Source organism: Thiocapsa sp. C2-2m (assembly GCF_041903745.1).
In the GTDB taxonomy this organism is placed as follows: domain Bacteria; phylum Pseudomonadota; class Gammaproteobacteria; order Chromatiales; family Chromatiaceae; genus Thiocapsa; species Thiocapsa roseilacustris.
Genome location: NZ_JBBWVD010000021.1, coordinates 1 through 26516 on the forward strand (window position 1 = coordinate 1; position 26516 = coordinate 26516).

The 26516-nt window shown below is 64.9% G+C and carries 19 protein-coding genes; 11 read left to right on the plus strand and 8 right to left on the minus strand.

The features are described 5' to 3' along the window. The 3 genes from AADX97_RS16640 to AADX97_RS16650 all read left to right on the plus strand — a co-directional run. The coding region (locus AADX97_RS16640; protein WP_374234852.1) for a hypothetical protein at positions 1-300 on the plus strand (300 nt) is incomplete at its 5' end. A gap of 1121 nt (positions 301-1421) precedes the next feature. After that, on the plus strand, positions 1422-3164 hold the full coding sequence (locus AADX97_RS16645) for an FAD-dependent oxidoreductase (protein ID WP_374234851.1): 1743 nt from the start codon (positions 1422-1424) through the stop codon (positions 3162-3164). A gap of 102 nt (positions 3165-3266) precedes the next feature. After that, a complete protein-coding gene (locus AADX97_RS16650; RefSeq protein ID WP_374234850.1) occupies positions 3267-4388 on the plus strand; it encodes a hypothetical protein in 1122 nt (373 codons plus the stop codon). Between the two features lie 253 nt (positions 4389-4641). Here AADX97_RS16650 and AADX97_RS16655 read toward each other — a convergent pair whose 3' ends face one another. Together AADX97_RS16655 and AADX97_RS16660 are read right to left on the minus strand one after the other, a co-directional pair. Further along, positions 4642-5139 carry a universal stress protein gene (locus AADX97_RS16655; protein WP_374234849.1) on the minus strand — a complete coding sequence of 166 codons (498 nt, stop codon included), beginning with the start codon at positions 5137-5139 and terminating at the stop codon, positions 4642-4644. Positions 5140-5682: 543 nt separating this feature from the next. Further along, positions 5683-6516, minus strand: a complete 834-nt coding sequence (locus AADX97_RS16660) for a hypothetical protein (protein ID WP_374234848.1) — start codon at positions 6514-6516, stop codon at positions 5683-5685. Between the two features lie 176 nt (positions 6517-6692). Here AADX97_RS16660 and ilvB point away from each other — a divergent pair, with 176 nt between their 5' ends. From ilvB to AADX97_RS16675, 3 genes are all read left to right on the plus strand, one after another. Next, positions 6693-8438 carry a biosynthetic-type acetolactate synthase large subunit gene (gene ilvB / locus AADX97_RS16665; RefSeq protein ID WP_374234847.1) on the plus strand — a complete coding sequence of 582 codons (1746 nt, stop codon included), beginning with the start codon at positions 6693-6695 and terminating at the stop codon, positions 8436-8438. Between the two features lie 216 nt (positions 8439-8654). Beyond that, the gene (locus tag AADX97_RS16670; protein WP_374234846.1) at positions 8655-9707 is read left to right on the plus strand and encodes a WD40 repeat domain-containing protein; all 1053 of its coding nucleotides are present in this window, start codon (positions 8655-8657) and stop codon (positions 9705-9707) included. 57 nt (positions 9708-9764) lie between these two features. Then, positions 9765-10025, plus strand: a complete 261-nt coding sequence (locus AADX97_RS16675) for a hypothetical protein (RefSeq protein ID WP_374234845.1) — start codon at positions 9765-9767, stop codon at positions 10023-10025. Between the two features lie 285 nt (positions 10026-10310). On the opposite strand, the gene AADX97_RS16680 is transcribed toward AADX97_RS16675, so the two are convergent. Continuing rightward, entirely contained in the window at positions 10311-11003 is a 693-nt protein-coding gene (locus AADX97_RS16680) for a TetR/AcrR family transcriptional regulator C-terminal domain-containing protein (protein ID WP_374234844.1), read from the minus strand. A gap of 204 nt (positions 11004-11207) precedes the next feature. On the opposite strand from AADX97_RS16680, the gene AADX97_RS16685 reads away from it, so the two are divergent. Further along, positions 11208-12323 carry an efflux RND transporter periplasmic adaptor subunit gene (locus AADX97_RS16685; protein ID WP_374234843.1) on the plus strand — a complete coding sequence of 372 codons (1116 nt, stop codon included), beginning with the start codon at positions 11208-11210 and terminating at the stop codon, positions 12321-12323. Next, entirely contained in the window at positions 12320-15529 is a 3210-nt protein-coding gene (locus tag AADX97_RS16690; protein ID WP_374234842.1) for an efflux RND transporter permease subunit, read from the plus strand. The genes AADX97_RS16685 and AADX97_RS16690 overlap by 4 nt, the downstream gene beginning before the upstream one ends. Here AADX97_RS16690 and AADX97_RS16695 read toward each other — a convergent pair. From AADX97_RS16695 to AADX97_RS16710, 4 genes are all read right to left on the minus strand, one after another. Beyond that, positions 15436-18195, minus strand: a complete 2760-nt coding sequence (locus AADX97_RS16695; RefSeq protein WP_374234841.1) for an EAL domain-containing protein — start codon at positions 18193-18195, stop codon at positions 15436-15438. The two genes, AADX97_RS16690 and AADX97_RS16695, sit on opposite strands and share 94 nt — an antisense overlap. After that, complete coding sequence (locus tag AADX97_RS16700; protein WP_374234840.1) at positions 18183-19517, minus strand: urea ABC transporter substrate-binding protein; 1335 nt, start codon at positions 19515-19517, stop codon at positions 18183-18185. Before AADX97_RS16700 ends, AADX97_RS16695 begins: the two co-directional genes overlap by 13 nt. A 348-nt stretch (positions 19518-19865) precedes the next feature. After that, a complete protein-coding gene (locus AADX97_RS16705; RefSeq protein WP_374234839.1) occupies positions 19866-21098 on the minus strand; it encodes an ATP-binding protein in 1233 nt (410 codons plus the stop codon). Between the two features lie 212 nt (positions 21099-21310). After that, a complete protein-coding gene (locus AADX97_RS16710; RefSeq protein ID WP_374234838.1) occupies positions 21311-23272 on the minus strand; it encodes an SLC13 family permease in 1962 nt (653 codons plus the stop codon). A gap of 442 nt (positions 23273-23714) precedes the next feature. On the opposite strand from AADX97_RS16710, the gene AADX97_RS16715 reads away from it, so the two are divergent. The 3 genes from AADX97_RS16715 to AADX97_RS16725 all read left to right on the plus strand — a co-directional run bounded on the left by AADX97_RS16715 (position 23715) and on the right by AADX97_RS16725 (position 25343). After that, on the plus strand, positions 23715-24488 hold the full coding sequence (locus AADX97_RS16715) for a TIGR02281 family clan AA aspartic protease (protein WP_374234837.1): 774 nt from the start codon (positions 23715-23717) through the stop codon (positions 24486-24488). Between the two features lie 194 nt (positions 24489-24682). Then, positions 24683-24859, plus strand: a complete 177-nt coding sequence (locus tag AADX97_RS16720) for a hypothetical protein (protein WP_374239308.1) — start codon at positions 24683-24685, stop codon at positions 24857-24859. A 52-nt stretch (positions 24860-24911) separates the two neighbouring features. Then, positions 24912-25343, plus strand: a complete 432-nt coding sequence (locus AADX97_RS16725; protein WP_374234835.1) for a phospholipase D-like domain-containing protein — start codon at positions 24912-24914, stop codon at positions 25341-25343. A gap of 147 nt (positions 25344-25490) precedes the next feature. Here AADX97_RS16725 and AADX97_RS16730 read toward each other — a convergent pair whose 3' ends face one another. After that, positions 25491-26312, minus strand: coding sequence for an SHOCT domain-containing protein (locus AADX97_RS16730; RefSeq protein ID WP_374234834.1), 822 nt, complete (start codon positions 26310-26312; stop codon positions 25491-25493). Between the last annotated feature and the right edge of the window lie 204 nt (positions 26313-26516).

The window sequence follows — 26516 nt, forward strand, 5'->3', positions numbered from 1 at the left end:
CGCCTGCGTCGCTTCGCTCCGACTGCCCCGGCCGAATGGCCGTGGAACGGGTGGCCGAATGCCGGTGGAGTCGCCGGCCGGATAGTGGTGGAACAGGTGGCCGAATGGCGTGGAATGCGCAACCATTGGTTCCAATTCGGAAAAACCCCCCTTCCTGGCCCCGAACGACCTGAAACAGGCCGCTTCTCGGATTTATTGCAAATTGCAATAAATGTGGCGACGTCGCCCCGTGACTGTCACGTCACTGTGACGCAAAGCCGTTACGTTCCGACGTCGGAACACTTAACCGCCGGCGGTTAGGTCCGCACCGTCACAACTTCCCGCCGGCGGGAAGTTTCAACTGCGCGACGTCGCGCACCCTCCCAAGCTGACCGCAGCATCTGCAGTTAGCTCTTGACCGTGACTAACGTTAGTCACGGCCGCAACCTCCTTCAGGTTCGGATCTTGAGGAAAAACGAAAGCGCTTCCGAAATTCCTCAAGCCTGATGCAAAACGAAACCGCTTCCGTTTTGCATCAGGCTGCCTTCAGGTTCTGATCCGATTCCGACGTCGGAATCGGCCGCCGACCCGTGACCCTCCGCGGGTAAGTCTGCGGGTAACCACCGGGCGCCCCGGAGCGTTAAGCATTCCACATCAAGACGATGCGGACCCCGTTGGACACCTGTCGAGGAGATCGACCGCGGCATCGGCTGCGAAGGGGTTTGAGGCGTGCGAAGGAGTCCGCGAAGGGGTTGAACAGGCGTGGCGAATGAGTGCGAAGGAGTCGAAGGGGTTTGCGCTAACTTTAGTTTAAGCGCGAACAGCCAAAATGGCGCCCGTAGGCATAGATAGACTACGCGAAGCCGATTCGGCCGGATTCGCGCACAGTCCGAAAGGCGTCCGTAGGCATAGATAGACTACGCGAAGCCGATTCGGCCGGATCTTGCGTGGTCAAAAACGAAAGACTTCCGAAATTGACCAAGACCCGCCGACCAACCGCGCCTGATCCTGACGCGCCGTGAGCTGTGGCAAAGATGTAGCAAGACGAAAAACGGCTTAGATGATGCGTCAATTAAACCGTTGATTTTCTTGGTCTCAGCGAGAAGATTAGAGCCTCAGACTACCTGAGCACCAATCAGCTTCCAAAAACTCTCACGGAGCCACGGAGACACGGAGGGCCCGCAGGAAAGATCGCTGATTCTCCATGCTCTCCGGGTCTCCGTGAGAGGCATCTCGATGCTGGATCCAAGGTGCCAGCATCACCTGATCGGCGGCAAGGTCCATGGAAACGCCCGCATTGCGCTTCGGCCGACGCGAACCATCGCGTGCGAGCGACCGGCGCTCGATCCGCGATTCCGGTAAGATCCCCGCCGTCGGCATCGACACGATGTTGCCTTGATCGAATAGGGTTTTTTCCCTCGACCACGACGGAGAACGCAGCAGTGACATCCACGACACAAGCGCACGACGCCCCGAGGATCCTGATCGTCGGCGGTGTGGCGGGCGGCGCATCGGCGGCCGCGCGGGCTCGCCGTGTCAACGAGCATGCCCGGATCATTCTGTTCGAGCGCGACCCCTATGTGTCCTTCGCGAACTGCGGTCTGCCCTATTTCATCGGCGGCGAAATCGCCGATCGCGCCCAGCTTCTGGTGGCGACGCCGGAGCTGTTTCGCGATCGGTTCCTGATCGACGCACGCATCCGCCATGAGGTGATCGCGATTCATCGCGGGACCAAGCGGGTGCTGGTCAAGAATCTCGACACCGGCGAGCAATACGGGGAGGGCTACGACAAGCTCATCCTCTCGCCCGGTGCCGCGCCGATCGTGCCGCCCATCCCGGGTGCGACGGCGCAAGGTGTCTTCAGCCTGCGCAATCTCGGAGACATGGACCGGATCGTCGCCGGAATGGCGCACGCGAAAGAGGCCGTCGTGGTCGGTGCAGGCTACATCGGACTCGAAGTGGCGGAGCAGTTCGTCCGTCGGGGTCTGAAGGTCACGGTCGTGGAGCTGCAGAACCAGGTCATGCCCTTCTTCGATCGCGAGATCGCCGAGCCGCTCCACCGCGAGAGCGAGCGCCACGGGGTGCGACTCGAGCTCGGCCGTGGTGTCGCCGCGATCGAGCAGACCGACGGGGCCGTGACCGGCGTGACCCTCGCCGACGGGACCCGCCTGACGGCGGACCTGGTGCTGATGAGTATCGGCGTGCGTCCGAACGTGGCGCTCGCGTTGGATGCCGGGCTGACCATCGGGGCCAGCGGCGGCATCGCCACCGACGCCTACATGCGCACCTCTGACCCGGACATCTATGCGGTCGGGGATGCCGCCGAATACGGCTTCGGTCCGACCGGGGAGCGCATGCGGGTCCCGCTCGCCGGCATCGCCAATCGCACCGGTCGGCTGGCCGGCGAGCATGCCGTGACGGGTGCCTCGCGCCCGGCTCCCGCGGCCTGGAGCACCTCGGTCGTGCGCGTCTTCGGCTACGCCGCCGGGATCGCGGGTCTGTCGCTGCGCGCGGCACGGCAGGCCGGATTCGATGCGCGCGCGGTGCATATCGTCTCCTACCATCACGCGAGCTACTATCCGGGGGCGGCGCCGATCGCCATCAAGCTAGTCTACGAGACGGGCACGGGACGCGTGCTCGGCGCACAGGTCGTCGGAGCGGCCGGCGTGGACAAGCGTCTCGACGTCGTCGCGACCCTGATCCACTTCAAGGGGACGATCGAGGATCTCGGGGCGCTGGATCTCGCCTACGCACCGCCCTTCGGCTCGGCCAAGGACCCGCTGCACATGGCCGCCTTCGTCGCGCAAAACGATCTCGACGGACTCTCGCCGCTGATCCAGCCGGACGCGGATCTCTCCGAATTCCAGGTCGTGGATGTCCGCGAGGCGGCGGAGCTCGACGAGCTTCCGCTGTGCGACGCACCCCACGCGAAGCACATCCGGCTCGACGATCTGCGCGACCGCCTCGGGGAGCTCGATCCAGCCCTGCCCACGGTGGTTTCGTGCCGCGGCGGGCAGCGTGCTTATGCCGCCGTGCGCATCCTCGCGCAGTATGGTTTCAAGGATGTCTACAACCTCTCCGGCGCGGCCGCCATGCGGGACTTTGCACTGAACCGACGCTCCGGTGCGGAGCCCGCAACGCACGTCGACCTGCCGCGCCCCGAGCACCTCGTCGACGATGCCTGACCGGGCACCCTTACAGCGCCCCTCTTTTCGATCCAAAAGCCTGGGCCAACTGGACCGGCGTCGCACCAGGCGCTGACCACATCACCATCGGAGACACCACGCATGCTTTATCTCGATCTTCCCGCCGCCGACGAGCTCGCCGACCTGGCGGCCCAGCGTCACGACATCGCGGTGTCCATCATCCTGCCCACCACGCCCATCAGCACCGAAACGGACGCGGATCGCATCCTGCTCAAAAATCTGACCAAAGAGGCGTTGACTCAGTTGGAGGCGGCCGGGTCGGACAAGCGGCGCGTCAACGACCTGATCGAGGAGTTGGACGATCTCGTCGAGGACAACGAATTTTGGCGTTTTCAGGCCCACGGCCTGGTGGTCTTCGCCACCCCTGACAATCTGCGCACCTTCCGCGTCCCGAATGCACTGGAACCCCTGGTCAAGGTCTCCGACCGCTTTCACATGAAACCGCTGCTGCGCTCGGTCAATTTCTGCAATAGCGGCTACGTCCTGGCCCTGGCCGACGGGGGCGTACGGCTGATCGAGGTCTCGGCGGACCTGCCGGCGAGCGAGGTCAAGGTCGCGGGGATGCCGACGGACGCGGCCTCGTCGGTCGGCGAGGCGAGCATCGCCACCCGCTCCTACAGCGGTCGCATCGGTGGATCGGAGGGTAAGAAGGTCCGCCTGCGGCAATATGCGCGCAAGGTCGACGGTGCCCTGCGTGGACTCTTAGCCGGCAACTCGGCCCCTTTGATCCTGGCCTCGGTCGAGAGCCTCGGCGCTATCTATCGCTCGGTCAACACCTATCCGCACCTGGTCGCCGACGGGATCGAGGGCAATCCGGAGCGCCTGTCCGAGACCGAGCTGGCCGCCGCCGCGCGCCCCCTGCTCGACGGGCTCTATCAATCACAAATCGCCGACTGGAACGCGCTCTTCCAGCAACGTCTCAACGAGGATCGGGCCACCACCGACATCGCCCGCACCGCACGCGCGGCAACCTTCGGCGCCGTGCAGAGCCTGCTGGTCGACATGGATCAGGTGGTGAACGGCACGGTTGATGACGCGGACGGCACCGTCACCTTCGCCGACGCCGCGAGCGCCGACACCTACGGGGTCATCGACGAGATCGCTCGGCGGGTGCTCCTATCCGGCGGAGAGGTGCTGAGCGTGCGAGCGCAGGACATCCCCGAAGGCAGAGCGCTGGCGGCGATCCTGCGGTACGCCGTCTGAGAGCAACAGCCTCCAGCTCGGTCAATTGGAATCCGGGAGCCGGGGGCTCCCAAGACAGCTGGCAGAGACGATCGAGAGCGAAGTCCACCGAGCCCTGCGCCGGCGCTGGTGGACTTCGCTGCGCTTGTCCCTGCCGTCCCGATCAGCACTCTAACGGGGTACACGGGCAAGGCCGCCCAGGTCGATTCGGATGACGGGGAGATGTGGCACCGCCAACACTCCTCACTCCTCACTCCTCACTCCTCACTCGCCCTCAGCTCACCACCGTGACCGGACGATGCGCCGTACGGATGACCGCATCCGAGACGCTGCCGATGATCAATTTCTGCATCTTCCCGAGACCCCGGCGGCCCATCACGATCATGGCGTCGGCGGCCTCCGCCGCGGCAACGATCTCCTCGCGCGGCTCACCCCAGACACTCTTCTCTTCGATCGTCAGATCATCCGCTTTGCCGATCGCCTCCCGTGCCTTGGTGAAGGCGTTGTTGGCCGCTTCGTGACTGATCGAGTCGATCTGTGTGCGCGGGAGATGCGCCATGCCCATCAACTCGTTGCTGGTCGGGGAGAACACGTGCAGAAGCTGGATCGGAGAGCCGGTGGCACGCGCCAAATCGGCGGCGAACAAGGCAGCGCGCGCCGCGCCTTCCGAGCCGTCCACCGGGACGATGATCATGTTGTAGTGAGAAACCATGCGGTCAAAACCTCGTTTGCACTGAAAATCGAGCTGGGCTGCAAGGTCCGGATCGGACATGCGTACTTGTAATCGTCATGGGCCGACAGGCCGGACCGGCGCATGCTTTCACGGCGGCTCCGGACCGGCCGTTACCGCGATCCGATGCCTCCACCGGTTTGAGCACGGCCTACCGAGCCAAGTGCCATTATAGGAGATCATGCATGGCGAACGACCGGAATGCACCCGTCACGCAGCACCCCTTGTTCGGCGATTTGAGTTGTAGCTGGAGATGAATTCTCGCATTCGGTATCCTCTCCGTCTTCGTTTCGCTTGCCGCGCGTCGTGCAGGCCAGCTCGCCCGCTAACCCGTAGGTTGTGCTGACGGTAGTAAGCACAACTTCCGCCGATGGTCGTTTGTGCCTCGCACGGCTCGGCGTCCTCGTTCTCCGCGGAGAGAGCGCCACCCGACGGCGACTCCGCGCCCTGCCCCTCCGCCGCCACAGCGACGCTCATGAGAACCTCGAACGGTCATCCTGCGGGGCTCGACGGCCGGTCTCGGGGGAGCCCACGGCGGCGACGGAAACGCGCCCGGCGCCGATCCCGAGCCCGGCAGGCGACACCTCAGCGCATCCAACCCTGCGGCGGCGGATAGCCGATCGCCGGCGCCTCGGGGCGAACGTACGGGGTCGGCGGATAGGCTTGATAGGGGCCGGGAGCGAACCAGACCGGTGCGCCGGGTGCCTGCCGAGTCGCCTCGGGCGGCGCCTTATACTGCGGATAGACCGGGGCGTAACCCGGTGCGGGCATCGGCACGAAGCCCGGCGGAACCGGTGGGTAGGTCGGCGCCGGACTCGGCCGCTCGACCCTTACCGCGGGTCCGGTCGTCCCAGGCTCCCCGGACAGAACCGACGGCTCGGCTTCGGCCGCGACCATCCCATCCGCCTCGGTCGATGCGGACGGTGCCTCGATCGGATCCGCGGAAACAGCGGCCGGCCCTTCGGCCTGATCCGTCAAGAGCTCGGGTGGGAGCTTGGGCGGGAACTCGGGCAAGCGTTCGGGCGGCGCATCCAACGCCGCGGGCACATCGGTTGACCCCGCGTCGATCGACCCCGCATCGGATGCAGACGCTTCGGCGACGCCGCCCTCGGCGGACGATTCGGCCGGCACTGCCTCGACAGGCGGCGCGTCGGTCGCAGCGAGCGCGGTCTCTGCCGCGGGCACGGCAACAACAGGCTCGGCGAGGGTCACCCGTCCGATCGGCGCGACGCGGTCAGCGACCAGAGGATCAGCCGCGACAGCCTGATCCGGCGAGCCCGCAAAATAGAAGTCTACGAGGTACACATAGAGCGACCCCGTCAGTGTTGCAACCACGACCGAGGCGACGAAAATCCGCTCGTAATTCACCCGCCCCAATCTCTCAAACAGTGCTTCAAGCCGCCCAACGATCGCTTGCATCGACAACGTCCTCAATCGCGATTCTTGATGCCCCGCCACACTCGAGGCGGACGGAGACCGACCAGGCGCGGAGGATAACCGAAAGCCCCGCCCGGTTGGCGATCCATCCTGCCCTTAGCGTCATGTGAGGGTATGATGACTGGCTTGTTAGTCCTTGAGCCCTGGTCATTCGCCCCATGAGCCATGCCCTCCGATCCGGCGCTGCCATCTTCTTCGATGTCCTGACTGACCTTGGGGTCGCGTATCTGTTCGGCCATACCGGAGGTGCGGTCATCCCCTTGCATGTCGAGTTGAATCGGCGGATGCGCCGACGCGATCCGGCGCCCAAATTCATCCTCTGCCGTCAGGAGGGCGGCGCCGGACATGCCGCGGAAGGCTATGCGCGGACGAGCGGACGTGTCGGCGTAGCGATCGCCACCTCCGGGCCGGGCGCGACCAATCTGGCCACACCGATCGCAGACGCCTATAAGGACTCGATCCCGACGCTCTTCATCACCGGTCAGGTGCCGAGTGCGGCGATCGGCACCGATGCCTTCCAGGAGGTCGACACGGTCGGTTTTACGCGGCCGATCTCCAAGCACAACTATCTGATCAAGGACGTCCGCGATCTGGAGTGGGTGCTGCGCGAGGCCTATGCGCTGGCGACCCGCGGACGGCCCGGTCCGGTCGTGGTCGACATCTGCAAGGACGTGCAACTGGCCCAAACCAGCCGAGATCCGAGCGGGCAGAACCCCCCCCGCATCCGTCATCGCGAGCCGATCGCCTTCGACCCGGTGCGGGCCGACGCCATCCTCGCCGCACTGGCCGCCGCCGAGCGCCCGGTCGTGAAGGCCGGCGGCGGGGTCATCCATGCCAACGCGGCACCGGCTCTGCGGGCCTTCGCCGAGCGCTTTGCCGTCCCGGTCACCACCACCTTCAACGCGCTCGGCGCCCTGCCCTTCGAGCTGCCGCACAACCTCGGCATGCCGGGCATGCACGGCACCATCCCGGCCAACTATGCCCTGCGCGACGCGGACCTGATCCTCTCACTGGGCGGGCGGTTCGACGATCGAGTCGCGGTCAAGGGTTTCGCCACGGGCAAGCGCATTGCGCATGTCGACATCGACCCCTCGGAGATCGACAAGACCATTGCGACCGACCTACATCTGGTCGCGGAGCTCGGCGCCTTCTTCGAGCATGCCTTGAGCACCGGACAGGCCGCCGACCATGCCGACTGGCTCGCCACGATCGCGCAATGGCGCGAGCAGATGCCCAAGCCCTACGGGCATTCCGAGTACATCAAGCCGCAGGCTGTCGTCGAGCTCATCTCCGAGATGACTGCGGGCGACGCGACCCTGGTCACGGGTGTCGGCCAGCATCAGATGTGGTCTGCGCAGTATTATCGCTTCCGCCGGCCGCGCCAGTGGATCAGCTCGGGCGGGCTCGGAACCATGGGCTTCGGCCTGCCCGCGGCCATCGGCGCCTGGTTTGCCGACCCGATCCACCCGCTCGTCCTGATCGACGGCGACGGCAGCTTTCAGATGAACATCCAGGAGCTCGGCACCCTGGTCGCCAACCGGATCCCGCTCAAGATCTTCGTCCTGAACAACAGCTTTCTCGGGATGGTCCGCCAGTGGGAAGACATGATGGACGAGGGCCATCATTACGAGACCTGTCTCGCCCGCGACGCGAGCTGCGACCCGGACTGCATGGACCTGGACCAGACCTGTCGGCGTCAGATCCCGAACCTGACCGGCCTCAAGTATGTCTATCCGCGCCTCAAGACCCAGCGCATCAAGCATCCCAAGGATCTGCGCGAGGGTGTCGCCCAAGCGTTGGCCCAGCCCGGCCCAGTTCTGGTCGATGTCTGGGTCGACAAGGCCGAGAACGTCATCCCCATGGTGCGCCCAGGCCATCGCCTCGACCAGATGATCGAGTCCTGAGCCGGCGTCACTCAAGCCCTTAAACCGCGTCCAGAGTGAAATGCGTCATTTTCATGTTGTGTCGGGCTCGAGGATGTTTCCGAGCTTTATGGAGACGCGGTTTAGAATTTATTATTTTTAATACTTTAAACCGCGCCCATCCACCAAATACCGCATACCGCATACCGCATCGGGCGCGGTTTAAAATCCATTCGCATCAGTCAGAAGGAGACCGCGATGCCTACCCCACACTGGCGCTCCGTGCCGCGCACGGCCGCAACCGACACCATTTACGGACTCGCTCTGAGCCCCAACGGCCAGCGCCTGGCCACCGCGAGTTGGGACAGCCTGGTCAAGATCTGGGACGTCGCCGCGGGGCGTGTCGAGCATGCAATGCAGGGGCACGACGGGCGCGTCTACACGGTGCGCTTCCACCCCGGCGGCCACTGGGTCGCCTCGGGCGGCACCGATACCACCGTGCGGCTCTGGGACGTCGCCACCGGCACGGCTCTCTGGAGCCAAAGCGGTCACAGCAGCCTGGTCTACAGCGTCGACTTCCAGCCCGGCGGCGAGCTGCTGGCCTCCGGGAGCGAAGACGGCACCATCTGCATCTGGACCTCGGCCGACGGCGCCCTGGTGCGCACCATCGAGGGACATCCGCAATATGTGCAGGGCGTGGTCTTCTCGATCGACGGCACGCGCCTGGTCTCGGGCAGCCGCGACTGCACCATGGCGGTCTGGGATGTCGACTCGGGGGATGAGCTGCTGCGCCTCGACGTCATCAACAACGGCATCAACAGCACCCAGTTCAGCCCGGACGGCAGCCGGCTCCTGCTCAGCAACGTCGACGGCTCGATCGGGCTGTGGGACCTCGAGAAGGGCGGACTCATCATGGAGATGGAGGAGCACACCTATCCGGTGTGGAGTGCCGTCTTCAGCCCGGACGGCAAGACCATCGCCTCGGGTAGCGCGGACAAGACGATCGTGCTGTGGGACGCCGTTTCCGGCGCCGAGATGACGCGTCTGACCGGCCACGAAAAGGACGTCTACTGCGTCGCCTTCAGCCCCGACGGCAAGTGGCTCTACTCGGGCAGCGTCGACAAGCACATCCGTGCCTGGAGCTTGGACAGCAGCGACCCGCGCTGGGAGACGCTCAGCACCGCCTGGCAGACCGCAGAGGCCGAGGATGCGAAAGCCGCCGCCGAGGCCGCGCAAGCGCTGGCCGAGGCAGCTCCCGCAAAGGCACCGGCATCGGGACTCTTCGGACGGCTCTTCGGCGGCAAGCGCTGATGAGCAACGCCGGCACTCTGAATCCCGGAAAACAGCAATCCGGTGGAGATTATCGCCATGACCGAAAACATCGAGCACCTCATTCTCGAACAGTTCCGTGCTCTTCGGAACCAGATCACGGCGCTGCAGACCGAGATGCGCAATGAATTCAACGACGTCAAGCATCGCATCAATCGGGTCGAATCCGCGATCGCCGGGATTCGCCGCGACGAGGCCGGAACCGCCGAGGATATCGCTCGCCAGCAGGCAACCATAGACCGGCTCAAAGATCGTTTGGACCGAATCGAACGCCGCTTGGAGCTGGTCGACGACCGCTAAGTAAAAAAAGGGTCAGGTTCGTATGGCACTAAGGTAAGCGCAAGCGATTGAAAAAGACTGAGGAAGGCTGGCCAGGATGATACGGTGAAATCGCCAGATCACGCCGGCCACCTGAGGAGCCAGCCTTCATGCATGCTTAGGTGATTTCCGGGGTCTAAAAAGGGGTCTGGTTCAATTGATCCTGGTGGTCGCCTTTCGCGGCTCGCAGTCGCCGACAAGCCTCGACGGCGTCAACGCCCATTTGATCCCCAACTACCAAGCGCGTTTGCGCAGCTGAATCGCGTTTCAATCCGGGTCGATCTTGCGATCCACATCCTCTGGCGCATAGGCCCGCAACAGCACCTCTACCCCGCACTCGACCCGGCGGCGCAGCTCCTCGGCCTCCGGGCGCGGACAGCCGCCGCTCAAGAGCCCCGTGGTCTGGATGCCCTGCCACATGCCGAGCAGCTGCTCGGCGGCCAGGCGGCTGTCGTGCGCGCGGAGGTCGCCGCGGGCCGACGCCTCGGCCAGGCGTGCGGCGAGGCGATCGCGTGTCGCCTCCGCGCCGTCGCGGTAGACGAGCGCCCCGAGCCAGGTCTCCTGTCCGGCCAGGGTGGCGAGCATGCGTTGCAGGGCGACATAGTCGTCGCTGCTCAGGAATCCCATCAGCGCGCATCCCAGATCGATCAGCGCCTGTTTCAGCCCGCGCTGACCTGACGGCAGGTCGTCGAGTGCGGCCGTCATCTCGCTGCGCTGCAGCAGCACGACCGCGCGGATCAGACCCTGTAAATCACCGAAATGGCTGTAGACCGTGACCTTTGAAACCCCGGATGCGCGGGCAACGGCCTCCATATTGAGCGCCTGGATCGAGCCCGAGAAGAAGAGCCTCCGAGCGGCCGCGAGGATGGCCGCGTGCTTGGCGGGGTCCGGCGGTCGGCCGCGCCCGGCGGCTCGCGGCGGCCCCGGTGCCCCGGATGCCCCAGCGTCGGATGTCGGCATGACTGTTTCCTCCGTCATCGTCTGCCCCCCTATCAGTCTACGCAGGCGCCCTGATTCCAGCTCGAAACGCCTCCGTGAGAGATTTCAGAACCTGATCTCTGGCGGGCCATGATCATCATGGTCATTTACTAAACGCTATCGTACAGTAATAATGGTGCGGTCAATCACCAACCAACGCCGGCGCTTGCGGTGCAGGAGTGACCCTTGTCGACCAGGATAAACAAGATCGGAGCGCTGTTCATCGCAGCGCTCTTCGGCTCGGGATGCGGGCCGAGTCACGACGAGTCGACCGCGCCCGATGCGCTGCCCGATCGTGAATCGGTGCCTTGGGTGTTGTCGGCCGGGGTGGAGCCCGCACCGAACAGCGTCTGGACGCTCACGGGCACGGTGCGTGCCCGCCATGAGATCCCGCTGTCCTTCCGCATCGGCGGCGAGATTCAGGCGCGTCTGGTCGATGCCGGGGCACAGGTGGCGGCCGGGGACGTCCTGTTCCGGCTCGATCCGCGCGACGTGACGCAGCAACGTCTGGCGGCCGAGGCAACGGTGGCGAGCGCCCGGGCGGAGCATGAGAACGCCGAGCGCGAGCGCGAGCGCCTTGGCGATCTTCTGACCAAGCGGCTCGCGAGCGAGCAGGACCATGACCGGGCCGTGACCTCTGCGCGCGCCGCCGAGCAACGCTTGCTGGCCGCCGAGGCGAGCCTGGAGCAGGCGCGCAACGCCATCCTCTATGCCGATCTGGTCGCGCCCGCGACGGGTGTGATCCTGGATGTGGAGGGACAGGTCGGACAGGTCGTCTCGCCGAGTCAGGCGGTTGCGCGGCTGGCCGAGGACGGGCCGCGCGAGATCGAGGTCCAGGTGCCGGAATCACGGCGTGTCGGCCTGCCGGCAGAGGCGACGGCACGGCTCGAGAACGGCCCTGCGAGTGGCCCGGCGTCCGCCCGTACGTCCGCTCAGGTGACCCTGCGCGAGATCGCCGGCAGCGCGGATCCGCTCAGCCGGACCTGGCGTGCCCGCTATCGTCTGCCCGAGCTGCCGAGCGGGCCCGGGCTCGGCACGACCGTGACCCTGACCTTCGAGACGGTACGCGAGACGTCCAGGCCGATCGCCCGGGTGCCGCTCGGTGCCATCCTGGAGCGCGGCGAAGGACCCCTGATCTGGCGGATCGAGGAGGGGCGGGTCGAGCCCGAGCCGGTCGAGCTGATCGGCATCGTCGGCGAGCAGGCCGAGATCCGAACCGATCTGGCACCGGGGACGCCGGTGGTGGCACTGGGCGCGCATCTCTTGCTGCCAGGTCAGGTTGTGCGGGTGCTCGAGCGATGAGCCCGTCGGACGACAGGCCACCGGGCGGGCGCCTCAACCTCTCCGCGCTCGCCGTGCGCGAGCGCTCGGTGACGCTCTTCCTGATCCTGGTGACCGTGATCGCCGGTCTGACGGCCTTCCTGCAGCTCGGCCGCGCGGAAGACCCGGCCTTTACCGTGCGCGTGATGGTGGTCTCGGCGCTCTGGCCTGGCGCGAGCGCGCAACAGATGCAGGATCTGGTCGCCGATCCGCTGGAGAAACGCATCGGCGAGGTCGAGCTCTTCTACAGGCTCGAGACCACGGCCCGCCCCGGACGGGTCGACATGCTGATCGAGTTTCAGGACTACACGCCGTCCGAGCAGGTTCCCGAGCTCTTCTACCAAGTGCGCAAACGCATGTCGGATGCGGCGGCGAGTCTGCCGGCCGGGGTGCTCGGGCCCTTCGTCAACGACGACTTCTCGGATGTCTATTTCGCGCTCTATGCGCTGTCGGCACCGGACTTGCCGAACCGCCTGCTGGTGCGCGAGGCCGAGCGGATCCGCGATCGTCTCGCCCGCGTCGAGGGGGTTCAGAAGGCACGCATCCTCGGCGAGCGGCCGCAACGCTTCTTCGTGGAGCTCGATCAGGCGCGTCTCGCCAATCTCGGGGTGTCGCCCGCTGCAGTGCGCGAGGCCCTGGATGCCCAAAATCGGCTTGCCCCGGCGGGGCTGGTCGAGACCGACGGGCCGCGGCTCTATCTGCGTCCGGATGCCGAATTGCGCGAGCTTGAGGATATCCGCCATGTCCCGTTGCGCGTCGGCGAGCATCTCATCACGCTGGGCGAGATTGCCGAGGTCCGTCGAGGCTACGAGGATCCGCCTGAGTTTCTGATCCGCGCCGGCGGCGAGGATGCGGTCCTGCTCGGCGTGGTGATGCAACGCGGCGAGAACGGGTTGGCGCTCGGCGAGCGTCTGATCGCGCTGCAGGATGGGTTGGAGGCCAGTCTGCCGTTGGGCGTCGGCTTTACGCAGCTCACCAATCAGGCCGACGCCATCACGCATGCCGTCGATCTCTTTCAGATCAAGTTCCTGGTCGCGGTCGCGGTGGTCATGCTGGTCAGCTTCGTTGCGATCGGCTGGCGTGCCGGGCTGGTCGTCGGCATCACCATCCCGCTGACCCTGGGTCTGACCTTCCTGCTGATGCTGATCAAGGGCATCAACCTGGATCGCGTCAGTCTGGGTGCGCTCATCATCGCCCTGGGGCTGTTGGTCGACGACGCCATCATCGCCATCGAGATGATGCTGGTGAAGATGGCAGCGGGTTGGGACCGGCTGCGTGCCGCGGCGCATGCCTGGACGGTCACCGCAGCGCCCATGCTCAGCGGCACACTGGTGACCGTGATCGGCTTCGTGCCCATTGGCTTTGCGCGCTCGGGTGTGGGCGAGTATGCGGGCAACATCTTCTGGGTACTGGCGTTCGCGCTGCTCGCCTCCTGGGTGGTGGCGGTGACCTTTACGCCCTATCTGGGCACCTTGCTGCTGAAGGCGCCGCCTCCCGGTGGCGCGCACGGCTCGGAGAGCGCCTACTCGACGCCGCTCTACCGGAGGCTGCGCGGGCTGATCCGCGGCTGTGTCCGCTACAAGATCTGGATCGTGGCCGCGACCTTCGGGCTCTTGGTCCTATCGATCGTCGGGCTGGCCGGCAGCGTGCAGAAACAGTTCTTCCCGACCTCGGATCGCCCGGAGGTCCTGATCGACATCCGGCTCCCCGAGGGCAGCGCGATCCGCGCGACGGCGGTCGTGGTCGAGCGGGTCGAGGCGATCCTGGCGGACGCCACCGGCGTGCGTTCGAGTGCGGCCTATCTCGGCGCCGGGGCACCGCGATTCTTCCTGGCCCTGAATCCCGAGTTTCCGAATCCGGCCTTTGCCAAGCTCATCGTGGTGGCGGAAGGCGCGGCCCAGCGCGATGCGCTGATCGCGCAGATCCAATCGCATGTGGATGCCGGCGAGTTTCCCGAGGCGCGGGTGCGCGTGCACAAGCTGCTCTACGGGCCGCCGGTCATCTGGCCCGTGACCTTTCGTGTGCTGGGACCCGACCCGCTGGTGCTACGGCGCATCGCCGAGCAGGTGCGGGACGTGGTCGCGGCCAATCCGAATACGCTCGATCCGCATCTGGACTGGGGCGAGCGCGTCCCCGTGGTGCGGCTTGTACTCGACCCGGAGCGGTTGCGTCTGATCGGGCTCACCCCGCGGGAGCTTGCGGGTCAGCTGGAGTATCAGCTCTCCGGGTTGCCGGCGACCGAGATCCGCGAGGACATCCGCAATGTGCAGCTGATCCTTCGGGGCCTTGCCGACGATGGTCCAGCGAGCGCAGACGGCGCCGTGGCCGGATCCGGATCCGGATCCGGAGCAGGCGGCAGCGGCGCGGCGATCACGCCGACCAGCCTCGCCGGCATCAATCTCAAGACGCTCGACGGTCGGACCATCCCGCTCGAGCAGGCCGGCGAGCTGCTGATCGCCTTCGAGGATCCGGTGCTCAAGCGGTACAACCGCGAGCCCTTCATCGCGGTGCAATCCGAGGTCCGGGGCGCGCAGCCGCCGAGCGTGACGCAGGCCATTTGGGTCGAGCTGCAGGGGCTGATCTCGGAGCTGCCGCCCGAGTATCGGATCGACATCGGCGGTGCAGTGGAGCAATCGGGCAAGGCCGACGCATCGATTCAACGCGTCCAGCCGATCATGCTGGTCCTGATGCTGATCGTCATCATGCTGCAGATGCGCAGCTTCTCGGGCACCCTCATGGTGGTGGCGACGGCGCCGCTCGGCGTGATCGGGGCCACGCTGGCCTTGCTGATCGCCGATCGTCCGTTCGGTTTCGTCGCGTTGCTCGGGCTGATCGGGCTGGCCGGCATCCTGATGCGCAACACCCTGATCCTGGCCAAACAGATCGAGGACAATCTGCACCAGGGTCTGGAGCGCTCTGCCGCGGTCGTTGAGGCCACGGTGCAGCGCGCGCGTCCGGTAGTGCTGACCGCGGCGGCGGCGGTCTTCGCCTTCATTCCGTTGACCACGGATACCTTCTGGGGGCCGCTCGCCTTCGTGCTCATCGGCGGGGTCTTGGTCGGTACCCTGATCACGTTGCTGTTTCTGCCGGCGCTCTATGCACTGTGGTTTCGGGTGAGCCTGAGCTCGGCGGACCTGTCCTCGGCCCAGCGTGCCGTCCAGAATTCGGCCGGCTCGGGTCTGCCGTAGTAATAGCCCTGCAGGAGGTCGCAGCCGTGGGCTCGCAGGAAACGGCTCTGACCCTCCGTCTCGATGCCCTCGGCCACGACCCGCAGGCCGAGCTCATGGGCGAGTGCGAGGGTTGCGGCGCTGATCGCGGCATCGTTCTCGTCGGTTTCGATATCGCGCACGAACTCGCGGTCGAGCTTCAGCGTCTGGATCGGCAGACGCTTGAGGTAGGCGAGCGAGGAATGACCGGTCCCGAAGTCGTCGATCGCCAGTGCAACGCCGAGACCGCGCAGTGCCTGCAGCGTCTCGACCGCGCGCCCGGGATCGCGCATCGCAACCGTCTCGGTGACCTCGAGCTCCAGCTCGTTGTCCTTCATGCCGTAGCGTCGCAGCACGGCGGAGACGGTGTCGAGAAGGGCGGGATTGCGCAGTTGGTGGGCAGAGAGGTTGACGGCGATGCGCCTCGGTCCCATGTCCGCGAGCTTCCATTCGCTGAAACGGCGACAGGCCTCTTTCAAGACCCAGTCCCCGATCACGTGGATGAGTCCGGATTCCTCCGCGATCGGAATAAAATGGCCTGCCTCGAGCAAGCCGCGCCCTGGATGTTGCCAACGCACCAGAGCCTCCATGGCGTAGGGGCGAGCGAGCGGGTCCGCATCGGCCTCGAGCTGGGGCTGATAGTGCACGGCGAGCTGGCCCTCCTCGATCGCCACGCGCAGCTCGCGCTCGACCGTCAGGCGTTCGCCTGCCGCCACGTTGAGCGCTTCGGTGAAGTACTGGATGTTGTTTCGACCCTGCTCCTTGGCGTGATACATCGCCGTGTCGGCGTTCCTCATCAGGGTGTCGGGGTCCAGGCCGTCATCGGGATAAATGCTGATGCCGATGCTGGGGCTGGTGTGCAGCCGTTCGCCGTCGATGGCGTACGGCTCGCCGAGTGCGCTCAGGATCTTCGCGGCCACCGTCGCGGCCTCTTCGGCGCGCTGCAAGGCCGTGAGGACGACAACGAACTCGTCTCCGCCCTGACGCGCGACGATGTCGTTCTCGCGCACGTCCCGGCACAGCCGGCGTGCCACCTCGACCAACAGCCGGTCGCCGATATGATGGCCGAGCGTATCGTTGATGACCTTGAAGCGGTCAAGATCGATGAAGAGGACCGCGAGCCATCGCCCTTCCCGATGTGCCGAGTGCAGCGCCTGCCGCAACAGGATCTCGAGGTTGTGGCGATTCACGAGCCCGGTGAGGCCGTCGTGATGGGCGAGGTGCTCGATGCGTTCGTCCGCGTCCCTGCGCGCGGTGATGTCTTTGAGCACCGCGAGGATCTCGCCGCCCTCGAGACGGATCACGTCGCTCTCGAGCCACAGACGGGTCGAGCCCTTGTCGTACACCGCGGGGCTGATCGTTTCACGCCCGCCATGGCGATGAACGCGGCGAAAGGCGGCGTAGATGCCTGCAGCCTCCAAACCCGGGAAGGCGATCCGAGACGGCAGTCCCAGCACATCCTTGCGTGTCGCAACCCCGGCGATCCGTTGGGCGGCCGGATTGATGTCGATCAGGACGAACTCGCTCCCGTCCGGTCGCGGGCGGTACAGGGCAACGCCGTCGTTCATGCTGCCGAGCATGGCGCGGTAGCGGGCCTGTTGGGCGGCGATGGTGGTCTCGTCCCTGACCAAGCGGCGACCGAGCACCAGTGCCGCGCTGGCCGAGGCGAGCAGAAAGAGCGTGAACGTCCATGCTGTGGTCCGCTGCATCGCGTGCAGTGGTGCCATGGCCTCGGCGGCATCGATCTTCACCACCATGCCCCAACCCAGCGCCGGCAGATAACGCCAGCCCGCTGCGACCTCGATGCCGCTGTAGTCACTCACCAGGCCACGGCCCTGACTTCCGGCCAGCGCAAGACGCATCGGCTCTGCCGTGTGTACGAGCGGAACCCGATTGGTGAAGGGTGCTCCCGGCATGCGTTCGAGTGCGATGGTGTAGCGTGCGGCCTGCCCGTCCTGAACGGCGAGCACGGTTTCGCCGGTGGCCCCGAGCCCGGTGCGGTCGCTGACCACCGGCATCAGGGTGTCGAGGTTGACCTGAAGCGCCAGCGCGCCGATCGTATGCTGTCCCTTGAGAATCGGCGCGACGACAAAGGCTGCGATCGCGTTTCCGGATGGCCGATAGGGCGCGAAACGGGTCAGGTCGATATGCATGAAGGTCATGGCCTGGCGGAAGCCCGCAGCCAACTCGGTATCGCGGAACGGGCCCTGCAGCAGGTTGGTGCCCAGGTCGGCCTCCTCGCGAAGCGAAAAGACGACATCGCCTCCTTGGTCGATCAAGATGACGTCGTGGTAATCGGCGCGCTCGCCGAGCTTGGCGATCTCCGTGCGTTCGGTTGGGCTCGGATTCGGAATCGCGGCGCGGTTTGCGCGTTGATCGGTGGTGCCGATGAGCGCCGACAACGCCTCCCGAACTTGGGCCTGGCTCGCGAAGGAGCGGGCGTCGGCCAGCCGTTCGTTGATGTAGTCGTCGATCTGGTCGGCTTTCTTGTCGGCGATCGAGTTCATGTTCTGCAGAACGGTGGCGGTGAGTGCGCGCTCGAAGCTGTGCAGATAGAACCAGGCCAGACCTGCCAAGGGCAGCAGCGCGATGATCAGGAATCCGACCGCCAAACGCAGGACGAGGCGGCTTGGTTTTACTGCGCCCACTGTTGTGAATCCTCCGGCGGGCGCCGATCCGATTCGTCCGACAGCAGATCGACCAGCGCGCGCCACTGCGCGCGGCTGCGGTGGGCGGGAAACGGCGCCGGGCGGACCGGTGCTTCGGAGATCTCGACCGCATCGAATTGCCCGTCCGCGCGGGCATGACCCACGTAGACCCTGCGCCAAAGGTGTCGCGTGGCCGCATCCAGGGTGACGATCCCGGACGGCCCGTGCAGGCTCGCGCGTCCGATGGAGCGATTCACCTGTGCCGGATCGTCGGTGCCGGCCTCGCGAACCGCCTCGGCCCACAACTTGATGCCGTTGTAGCTCGAGACGATCGGGTCGCTGACGACGCGATCGGCGCCGAAGCGCTGCCGGAACGCGGCGACGAAGCGACGGTTGACGGCATCCGGTAGGCTTTGGAAGTAACCCCACACCGCGTAATGCTCGCGATGGAGCCGACCGCTGTGCATGGAACGCAGCTCGGGCTCGGCAACACTGAACGAGACCACCGGCATCGCATCGAGGTTGGCGGCCAGGAGCGAGGCGAACAGGTGCCGGTTGGCATTGCCGTTGAGTGTATTGAGCACCGCGTCCGGTGCCAGCCGTCGGATCTCGGCGGCGATCGCGTCGAGATCGGTCGCGTCCATGGGCACGTAGCGCTCCGCCAGAATCTCGCCGCCGGCTGCCGTGACCAGGTCGCGGATCAGTCGGTTGGCGGTGCGCGGGAAGACATAATCGGAGCCGACGAGATAGATCCGACTTCCGAATCGGTCCATCGTCCAACGGGCTCCGGGGATGATCTGCTGGTTGGGTGCGGAGCCCATGTAGACGAGGTGGGACGATTGCTCCATGCCTTCGTACTGCAGCGCGTAGAGCATCAGGTGACGGTGTTCTTCCACAACCGGCTTGACGGCCTTGCGACAGGCCGATGTCCAGCAGGCAAGCACGACGCTGACGCGCTCCTCGAGAATCAGTCGCTCGACCTCGGCGGCTGCGGTAGCCCAATCCGAATCGTTTTCGGCGACGACGAGGTCCACGCGACGCCCGAGCAGTCCACCCTCGGCATTGATCTCCTCCACGGCGAGTCGTGCCGCATCGACGAGCCCTTTCTCGCTCTCGGCCATCGGGCCGGACGCGGCATGAAAAACCCCGATCCGGATCGGCTCCGTGACCGAGGTGCGAAGCGAGCCCGGGATCAGTGCCACCGCGGCGAGTGTCGCCGAGATCAGCAGGACCGTCAGGAGTGAACGCGGCATGGGCATCAGGGTGCAGCCGAGACCAGCTTCGCGAACGACGGCCGACCATTTCGCTGACGCTCGAGGCATGGAACGCACTCGGTCATGTCGGCTTCCTCGCGGTAGAGTGAACGCTCTAATCGATTGGTCTGACCATCATCGGCCATCGACGCCGCGTCTGCTGTGATGCGTGTCGATCTGTACGCGGCTGCGTTGCGACAAGAGTGAAGGGCATGAGGGACGCTGCTTAAACCACGTCCGGAGCGACATGCGTCATTTTCATCTTGCGTTTGGCCTTGGAGATGTCCTTGATCTCGGTGAGACGCGGGTTAAAATTTAATATTTTTTAATACTTTAAACCGCGCCACCTCCGACAGCCGTCGGAGCTGGCGCGGTCAATCCACTCCAACAAATGACGCATACCGCACCGGGCGCGGTTTAACCCCAATCGAACCGATCGGCGTCCGACCCGGCGGCGCCTTCGAGGACCTTACGCTTGCCGTCGAGCAGGAAGGCGATGGCGCGTTTCAGGTCGGCGAGCATGACTACCTGCTCGGCTCCCTGTCGCATCGAGGCGTAAGAGGCCGCGAGCAGGACGGCGTTCTGGATATCGCCTCCCGCGGCACCCTCCGAGTAAAGGGCCAGGGTCTCGAAATCGACATCCTCCGCCAGCGGTAATTGGGGCGGGATGTGGCATCGCCAGATCTTCTCGCGCTGCTCGGTGGCGGGGAGCCTGAACTCGACATGGGCGAGCATACGCCGCAGGAAGGCGATGTCGTAGTTCCCGACCAGATTCGAGGCGAAGATGACCGCGCCGTCGAAGTTGTCGAGCTCGATCAGGGTCGTGCTGCGCGCGACATTGATGCTGTTGTCTGCCGATTGGGAGACGTTGACCAGACGTTTGCCGAGGATGGAGTCGGCCTCGTCGAAGAAAAGCAGGGCGCTGGTCTCGGACGCCTTGGCGAAGGCCGCCTTGATGTTCTTGGGGGTCTCGCCGACATATTTGGACTCCAGCTCGGCATAGCTGATACGCAGGATCTTTTTGGCGAGCAGGTCGGCGATGGCGTCGGCGGCCAGGGTCTTGCCGGTCCCGGGCGGACCGTAGAAGTTCAGCGCGACGCGTCGTCCGGTACGCGCGACCGAGCACAGCCCCCAGGTCACGTAGATCAAGTCCTGAGAGACCAGGACATTGGTGGCCTCGCGGATGCGCTCCAAGGTGTCCTGATCGAGGATGAGTTGATTGAGGGTGTGGCGCGGCTCGACCGGCTCGATGCCTTCAAGGCGCGTCTCTTCGGGCTCCTCGGACGGCGGTACTGCGCCGCCGGGTTGCACCATCGCAGCAAGACTGGTTGTGACGCCTTGGGCGTAGGGGTGCTCCAAGGTCGTCTTGGTCGGATTGAAGTCGACCCGGATCTTCGGCTTGTTCAGCAGCCCCGGAAACTCCGAGGTCTTGAGTACCTGGACCAGCCGTTTCAGGAAGGCGTTGGACGCCGCCGGCTCGACCTCCACCGAGGTGTCCTGACCCTTCTCCAAGCACTGCGGGCAATACAGGAGCGGCGCGCCGACCACCTCGACGAAGTAATGCCCGAGATTGCTCTTCTTGCCGTGATGCGAGAGCACCAGCTCACAGCCATGCACCGGACAGCTCGGCGTCTTACGAAGCAGCGACATCAATCGGGTTCCCTAGTACCACTGCGTCCCGAATGATACGCACCGTCTCCATTCGAATCTCGCCCTCGTATAAACTCGCACTCGCCGCCGCGGACGCGATTTTGGAATCATTGAATAAAAAATCCTGAACCGCGTCTCACCGGACTCATTGACTGGGCCGAGGCCGCGTTTGACGCCGCCAATGCATGTCGCTGCGGACGCGGTTCAGCGGTTCAGCCAAAGACCAGATTGAGCATGGTCAGCGCCACCACCAAAAAGAGAATCGTCATGATCCCGCCGGCGCGCATGAAGTCGACAACCCGATAATTGCCTGGCCCCATGAGGAGCGCGTTGACCTGATGGGTCGGAATCAGAAAGGAGTTCGAGGTGGCGATGGCGACGGTCAGGGCGAACACGGCCGGGTTCGCGCCGACACCGAGCGCCATATTCACCGCTAAGGGCACCAACAGAACCGTCGCGCCGACATTGGACATCACCAATGTGAAGAAGGTGGCAAGCACCGCCAATGCGGCCTGGACCACCCAGATCGGCACGTCGCCGAGCGCGGAGAGCGTCTGCTGAGCGATCCAAGCGGCCGTGCCGCTGGCCTCCACGGCGAGCCCGAGCGGGATCAGCGAGGCCAACAGAAAGACCGTCTTCCAGCTCACGGCCTCGTACGCCTCGTCGATCGAGAGCACGCCGGCGAGGACCATGCCCACGGCGCCGGTGAGCAGGGCCACCGAGAGCCGCAGATCGGTCAGGAGCACCAAGGCGAGCGTGATCACGAAGAAGAAGAGCGCGACGCGGACCTTGTGAGGACGCAGCTCCTCGTGCGGATACTCGGTCGTGACGACGACGAAGTTGCGGTCCTTGGTCAGGCGCGTCAGGTCTGCCCAGGTCGTGTGGACGACCAAGGCATCGCCTGCGAGCAGGGGCGTATTGCGCACGCCGCCGGTGTTGAAGGTGATCTGGGTCCCGCCGCGATTGATGGCGAGCAACGAGAGCCCGTAGGTCTTGCGCATCCAGACATCACGTGCGGTCTTGCCGATCAGGTTCGACCCGGGCGGGATGACGATCTCGGCGACACCGGCCTTGGTGTTGGACATGACCTCGGAGAAGAGCTCCAAATCCGGTTTGACATCGACCGCGTTCTCCTCGGCAAAGTGCTCGAGCTTCTCCTCGGTCCCGAGCACACCGAGCGTTGTGCCGGCCTCGATGCCGAGCGAGCGGTCCACCCCGTCGGCACCCAGACGCAGCCCGTCGCCCTTCTCGACCGCGATGATCCGTATACGCCAGGTCTGTTCCAGGTCGTCGACACTCATGCCGACCAGCGCGCTGTCCGGACGGAGTCTGACCTCGCGGATCTCGAAGGAGGAGAGTCCGTAGGTTTCTGCGAAGTAGCTGCTGGTATCGCTGCCGGTCAGCATCTCGTTCCCGCGCGAGGGCAGGACGAAACGCCCGGCAAGCACGAAATAGAGGATGCCGGCGACCAGCAGGGCGATCCCGATCGGGGTGACATCGAAAAGGTTAAAGGTCTCCATCGGCGTCGTGCCGGCCGGGAGCGCCTTGTTCGACGTCAGGATCAGGTCGTTCAAGAGAATCAGCGGGCTGGAGCCGACCATGGTGATGGTGCCGCCCAAGATGGCGCAGAAGCCCATCGGCATCAGCAGCCGCGACATCGGCAACCCGGTGCGCGCGGAGATACGGCTGACCACTGGCAGGAAAAGGGCCGCGGCACCGACGTTCTGCATGAAGCTCGAGATGCCCCCGACCGTCCCGGAGATCAGCGGGATGATGCGCGACTCGGTTTTTCCGCCGATGCGCATGATGAAGCCCGCCACCTTCGACATGATTCCGGTCTTGTCGAGTCCGGCTCCGATGATCATCACCGCGATGATGGAGATCACCGCGTTGCTCGCGAAACCGTCGAACAGATGCTCGACCGGCACCAAACCCTGCTCGAGTCCCATCCATGGCGCAAAGAGTCCGGTCAGCCCGAGCAGGACCATGATGCTGATCGCGGCGACATCGACGGTGACGACCTCGAAGGCGAACAAGAAGATGGTCAAGAGAAGAAATCCGACGACCCAGCCGATCTCTACGGACGGGGCGATTGCGGCGAGGTAGAACCCGACGACTGCAAAGACGACCGCGGCGAGATCGGTCTTGGTCAGGGCGCGAAAAGCGGCGAGCATGCTTGAGTGTCCTCTCTGTGTTCGGGTCCGTCTAACGGCTTCGGCGCCGCGCCTTCCACAGCGCGCCGATCGGACCAGTTGATTTGACGTCCGGAGTCCGGCGGCGACGGCTCATTCAATGATTGCTGCAGATGCTTCCATATGTGGGGTCCGGCTCGGAGCTTGAACGGCCATCGTCTCAGTACGCTGAAGGACCACCGAAAGACCCGTGATCATAAAGACCCGTGATCATAAAGAAATGGATCCGGTTTTTCCCGGTTTTCTTCGCGGTCTTGCGTTTACACCCGACCCGCCGGGCTCGACTCGGTGGCCCCGAGCTTGGCGTCGGACTGGGTTCCGAATGGATGCGAGCAGTAGCCCCGAGCCGGGCTCGCTGCTAGTCTCTGTTTCGTCTATCGTCCATTCTGATCCTTCACATTGATCGCGTCCGGAGTCCGGAGTCATGAAGCACCTCGTTCGTCGGAGCCTGATCAACCTCGGTTGGAGCTGCGCCATTCTCGCTCGCCTCGCCGATGCAGCACCGCTGGTGAACGTCGCGGAGGAGCTGGAACGGCTGATGGCCCAGCACGGGTTCGAGGTGCGCGGCATCGAGCAAACGGCTGAAATGGAGGGGCGCGCCGAGGGTGCCGAGCTGGTGCCGCGCCTTCGGTTGTTGCTGGATAGTTTCGATCATGTGATCGTTCAGACCGACAACGGCGGGGTCGATCGGATCATCATCCTCGGCGAGAAGGTCGCCGTAGTCGCACCGCCCTTGATCATCGACAGCGGGGGATCGGGTTTTCCGTCTGACGACGCGGCACAGGGCGAGGGCGGCCAACCCGGGGACTCGATTGTGTTGCCGACACAGCGTCAGGGAACCTCGCACGTCGTGAGCCTGACCCTCGAGGGGCCGAACGGCCAGCGCATCCAGCGGGTGTTGCTGATCGATACGGGTTCGGATCATGTGGTTCTGCCGGCCTCCTTGATCGGCCCGCTCGGGATCACGCCGGCCGATCTAAGGATGCAGACGGTTCAGACCGCCAACGGGACCGTAGAGGCGCGGCTCGGCACCTTAAGCGGCGTGTGGCTCGGAGAGAAGCGTGTCGAAGGGGTCTCAGCGGCCTTTATCGACGACACCCGGCTCGGCGGAAATGCCCTCTTGGGGATGAGTCTGCTCGGGCGATTCCGCGTTACCATCGACGACGAGCAGAATCAGCTGACCTTGGCGGCCCGGTAGGGGGGAGAGAGCTGTCAGCTATCAGCTATCAGCTATCAGCTGTCAGCTATCAGCTATCAGCTATCAGCTATCAGCTATCAGACGTGAGCACTGTACGTTGGTGCTTCCTATCGTCAGCACAACCTACGAGGCGCGAGCTTTTCGGACATCGCCTAAAGTACGGCCGACACACTCTGGCGCCGATGCTCGGCCTGGTGCTCTACTGGCTCTTTGGGATCAACCGTATTACCCGCAAGGCCCATCGGCTGCGTTCGCAGACCTCCGAGGCCCGTGATCGCGCGGAGCTCGCCGCGGAGCGTCGCGCCCTATTTCCTTCCCGACCAGACATTGACGACCGCACTGAACGTGAGGAACCGTTCAATATCAAGTGATCCATCTTAGCCCCTCTCCCCTTGTGGGAGAGGGGTTGGGGAGAGGGGGAGAATGAACAAGAATGGCTCATTTGTTTCTGAACCGTTACTGACGGCCTTGCGCGGCGTCGAGGTCGAGATCCTGATGCCCGAGCAGAACAATCTGATGCTCGTGCAATGGGCCGCGCAAGCCCAGGCCGATCAGCTCTTGGAGGGGTGCTGCCGCATCCAGCTCTCCCCGCCGCCTTTCGATCACACAAAATTGATGCTGATCGACGACGCCTGGGCGTTTCTCGGCTCGGCAAATTGGGATGCCCGCAGCCTGCGGCTGAATTTCGAGTACAACCTCGAATGCTACGATCGCAATCTGTCCCGCCGGCTCCATGATCTGGTCGATGCCAAGACCGCGGCGAGCCGTGAGTTGGCGCTCGGCGAGCTTGCAGACCGCTCGCTGTCGGTGAAGCTGCGGGACGGATTCGCGCGGTTGTTTTCGCCGTACCTCTGAGCGGCGAAGCCGCGTAGATCGGGGCGGTGAAGCCTCCGGCCGCCAGGCCGTAGCTTGTGCCGAGCCCCGCGAGGCACAACCAACCGTCGGCGGAAGTTGTGCTTCCTATCGTCAGCACAACCGGGTATCGCGTTCTCCGGAAATCGCCTAAAGCCGCGCCAACAGCTCGGCCTTCTTGGCGTTGAACTCGTCGTTCGTGAGGATGCCCTTTGCCCTGAGATCGCCGAGCCGTTCGATGGCGGCGAAGATGTCGCCCTCGCTGACTCCCGGGCTCGGTGCGGGCCGGTACTGTCCGGAGTGATCCGATGCAGAGGCCGGTGCACGCGTCTCCACGGGTTGGCCGTTGCGCGATACGATCGGGAGGCGTCCGAGATCGATCGTGCCGTATTGGCTGCCGAAGCTGATCGAGCCACCGGTGCCTTGTTGCTGGGAGAAGCCGCCGATCTGGTGGTCCAGGGTGTCGTACACCCAGACGTCCCCGCCGGTGTTCACGGCCAGACGCCGTGCGTCGGCGAAGTAGGCGTACTTGACGTTGTTCTGGCTCCCGGTCGCGTTGGGTACGCCGAGCGCGTGTGGCCACCAGTGATCGGCCGGGTCCGGCACGAAGAGATCGGATTGCCCGCGGAATCCCCCGCTGGTTTGGTTCTGAAAGGATCCGCCGCCTTGGCTCTGGGACTGGAAGCTTCCGCTCTGAAGGAGGCCGGGCTGATTGACGAGTAGGTTGGAGAGCTCGTAGCAGAGTGCGTCGACCCGCCCTTTGAGGGATGAGTTGAACATGTCGCCGAGCATCAGCATGCCGCCCTGCATCCACTGGCCCGAGCCGCCGAACTCCGGGTGGCTGAACTGGGCCATGCCGCCGTTGCCGTTAAGCACGGCAATCAGCATGTGCGTCACTGCATCCTGGCTGAATCCGTGACGCCTCGCGATATCGTCGACAATCTGTTGGCCCTGCGGTGTGAGGTGTTGCATCGTTGGCTTCCGGGCTGGTTGTTCGATGCCCGGCACGCTATCACAAGGCGATCCCGGGTGTCGGCTCGACCGCTGGTCGGTTGTCGCGCCGGGGCTTATGAACAACGCCCGATGAGAGCTGATGACAGCACTGCGGTTCAGGTACGGTTCAGCGTGGAGGCTCTATGATGAGAGGCATGACGGGCTATCGGTTTCCCGTCGCTT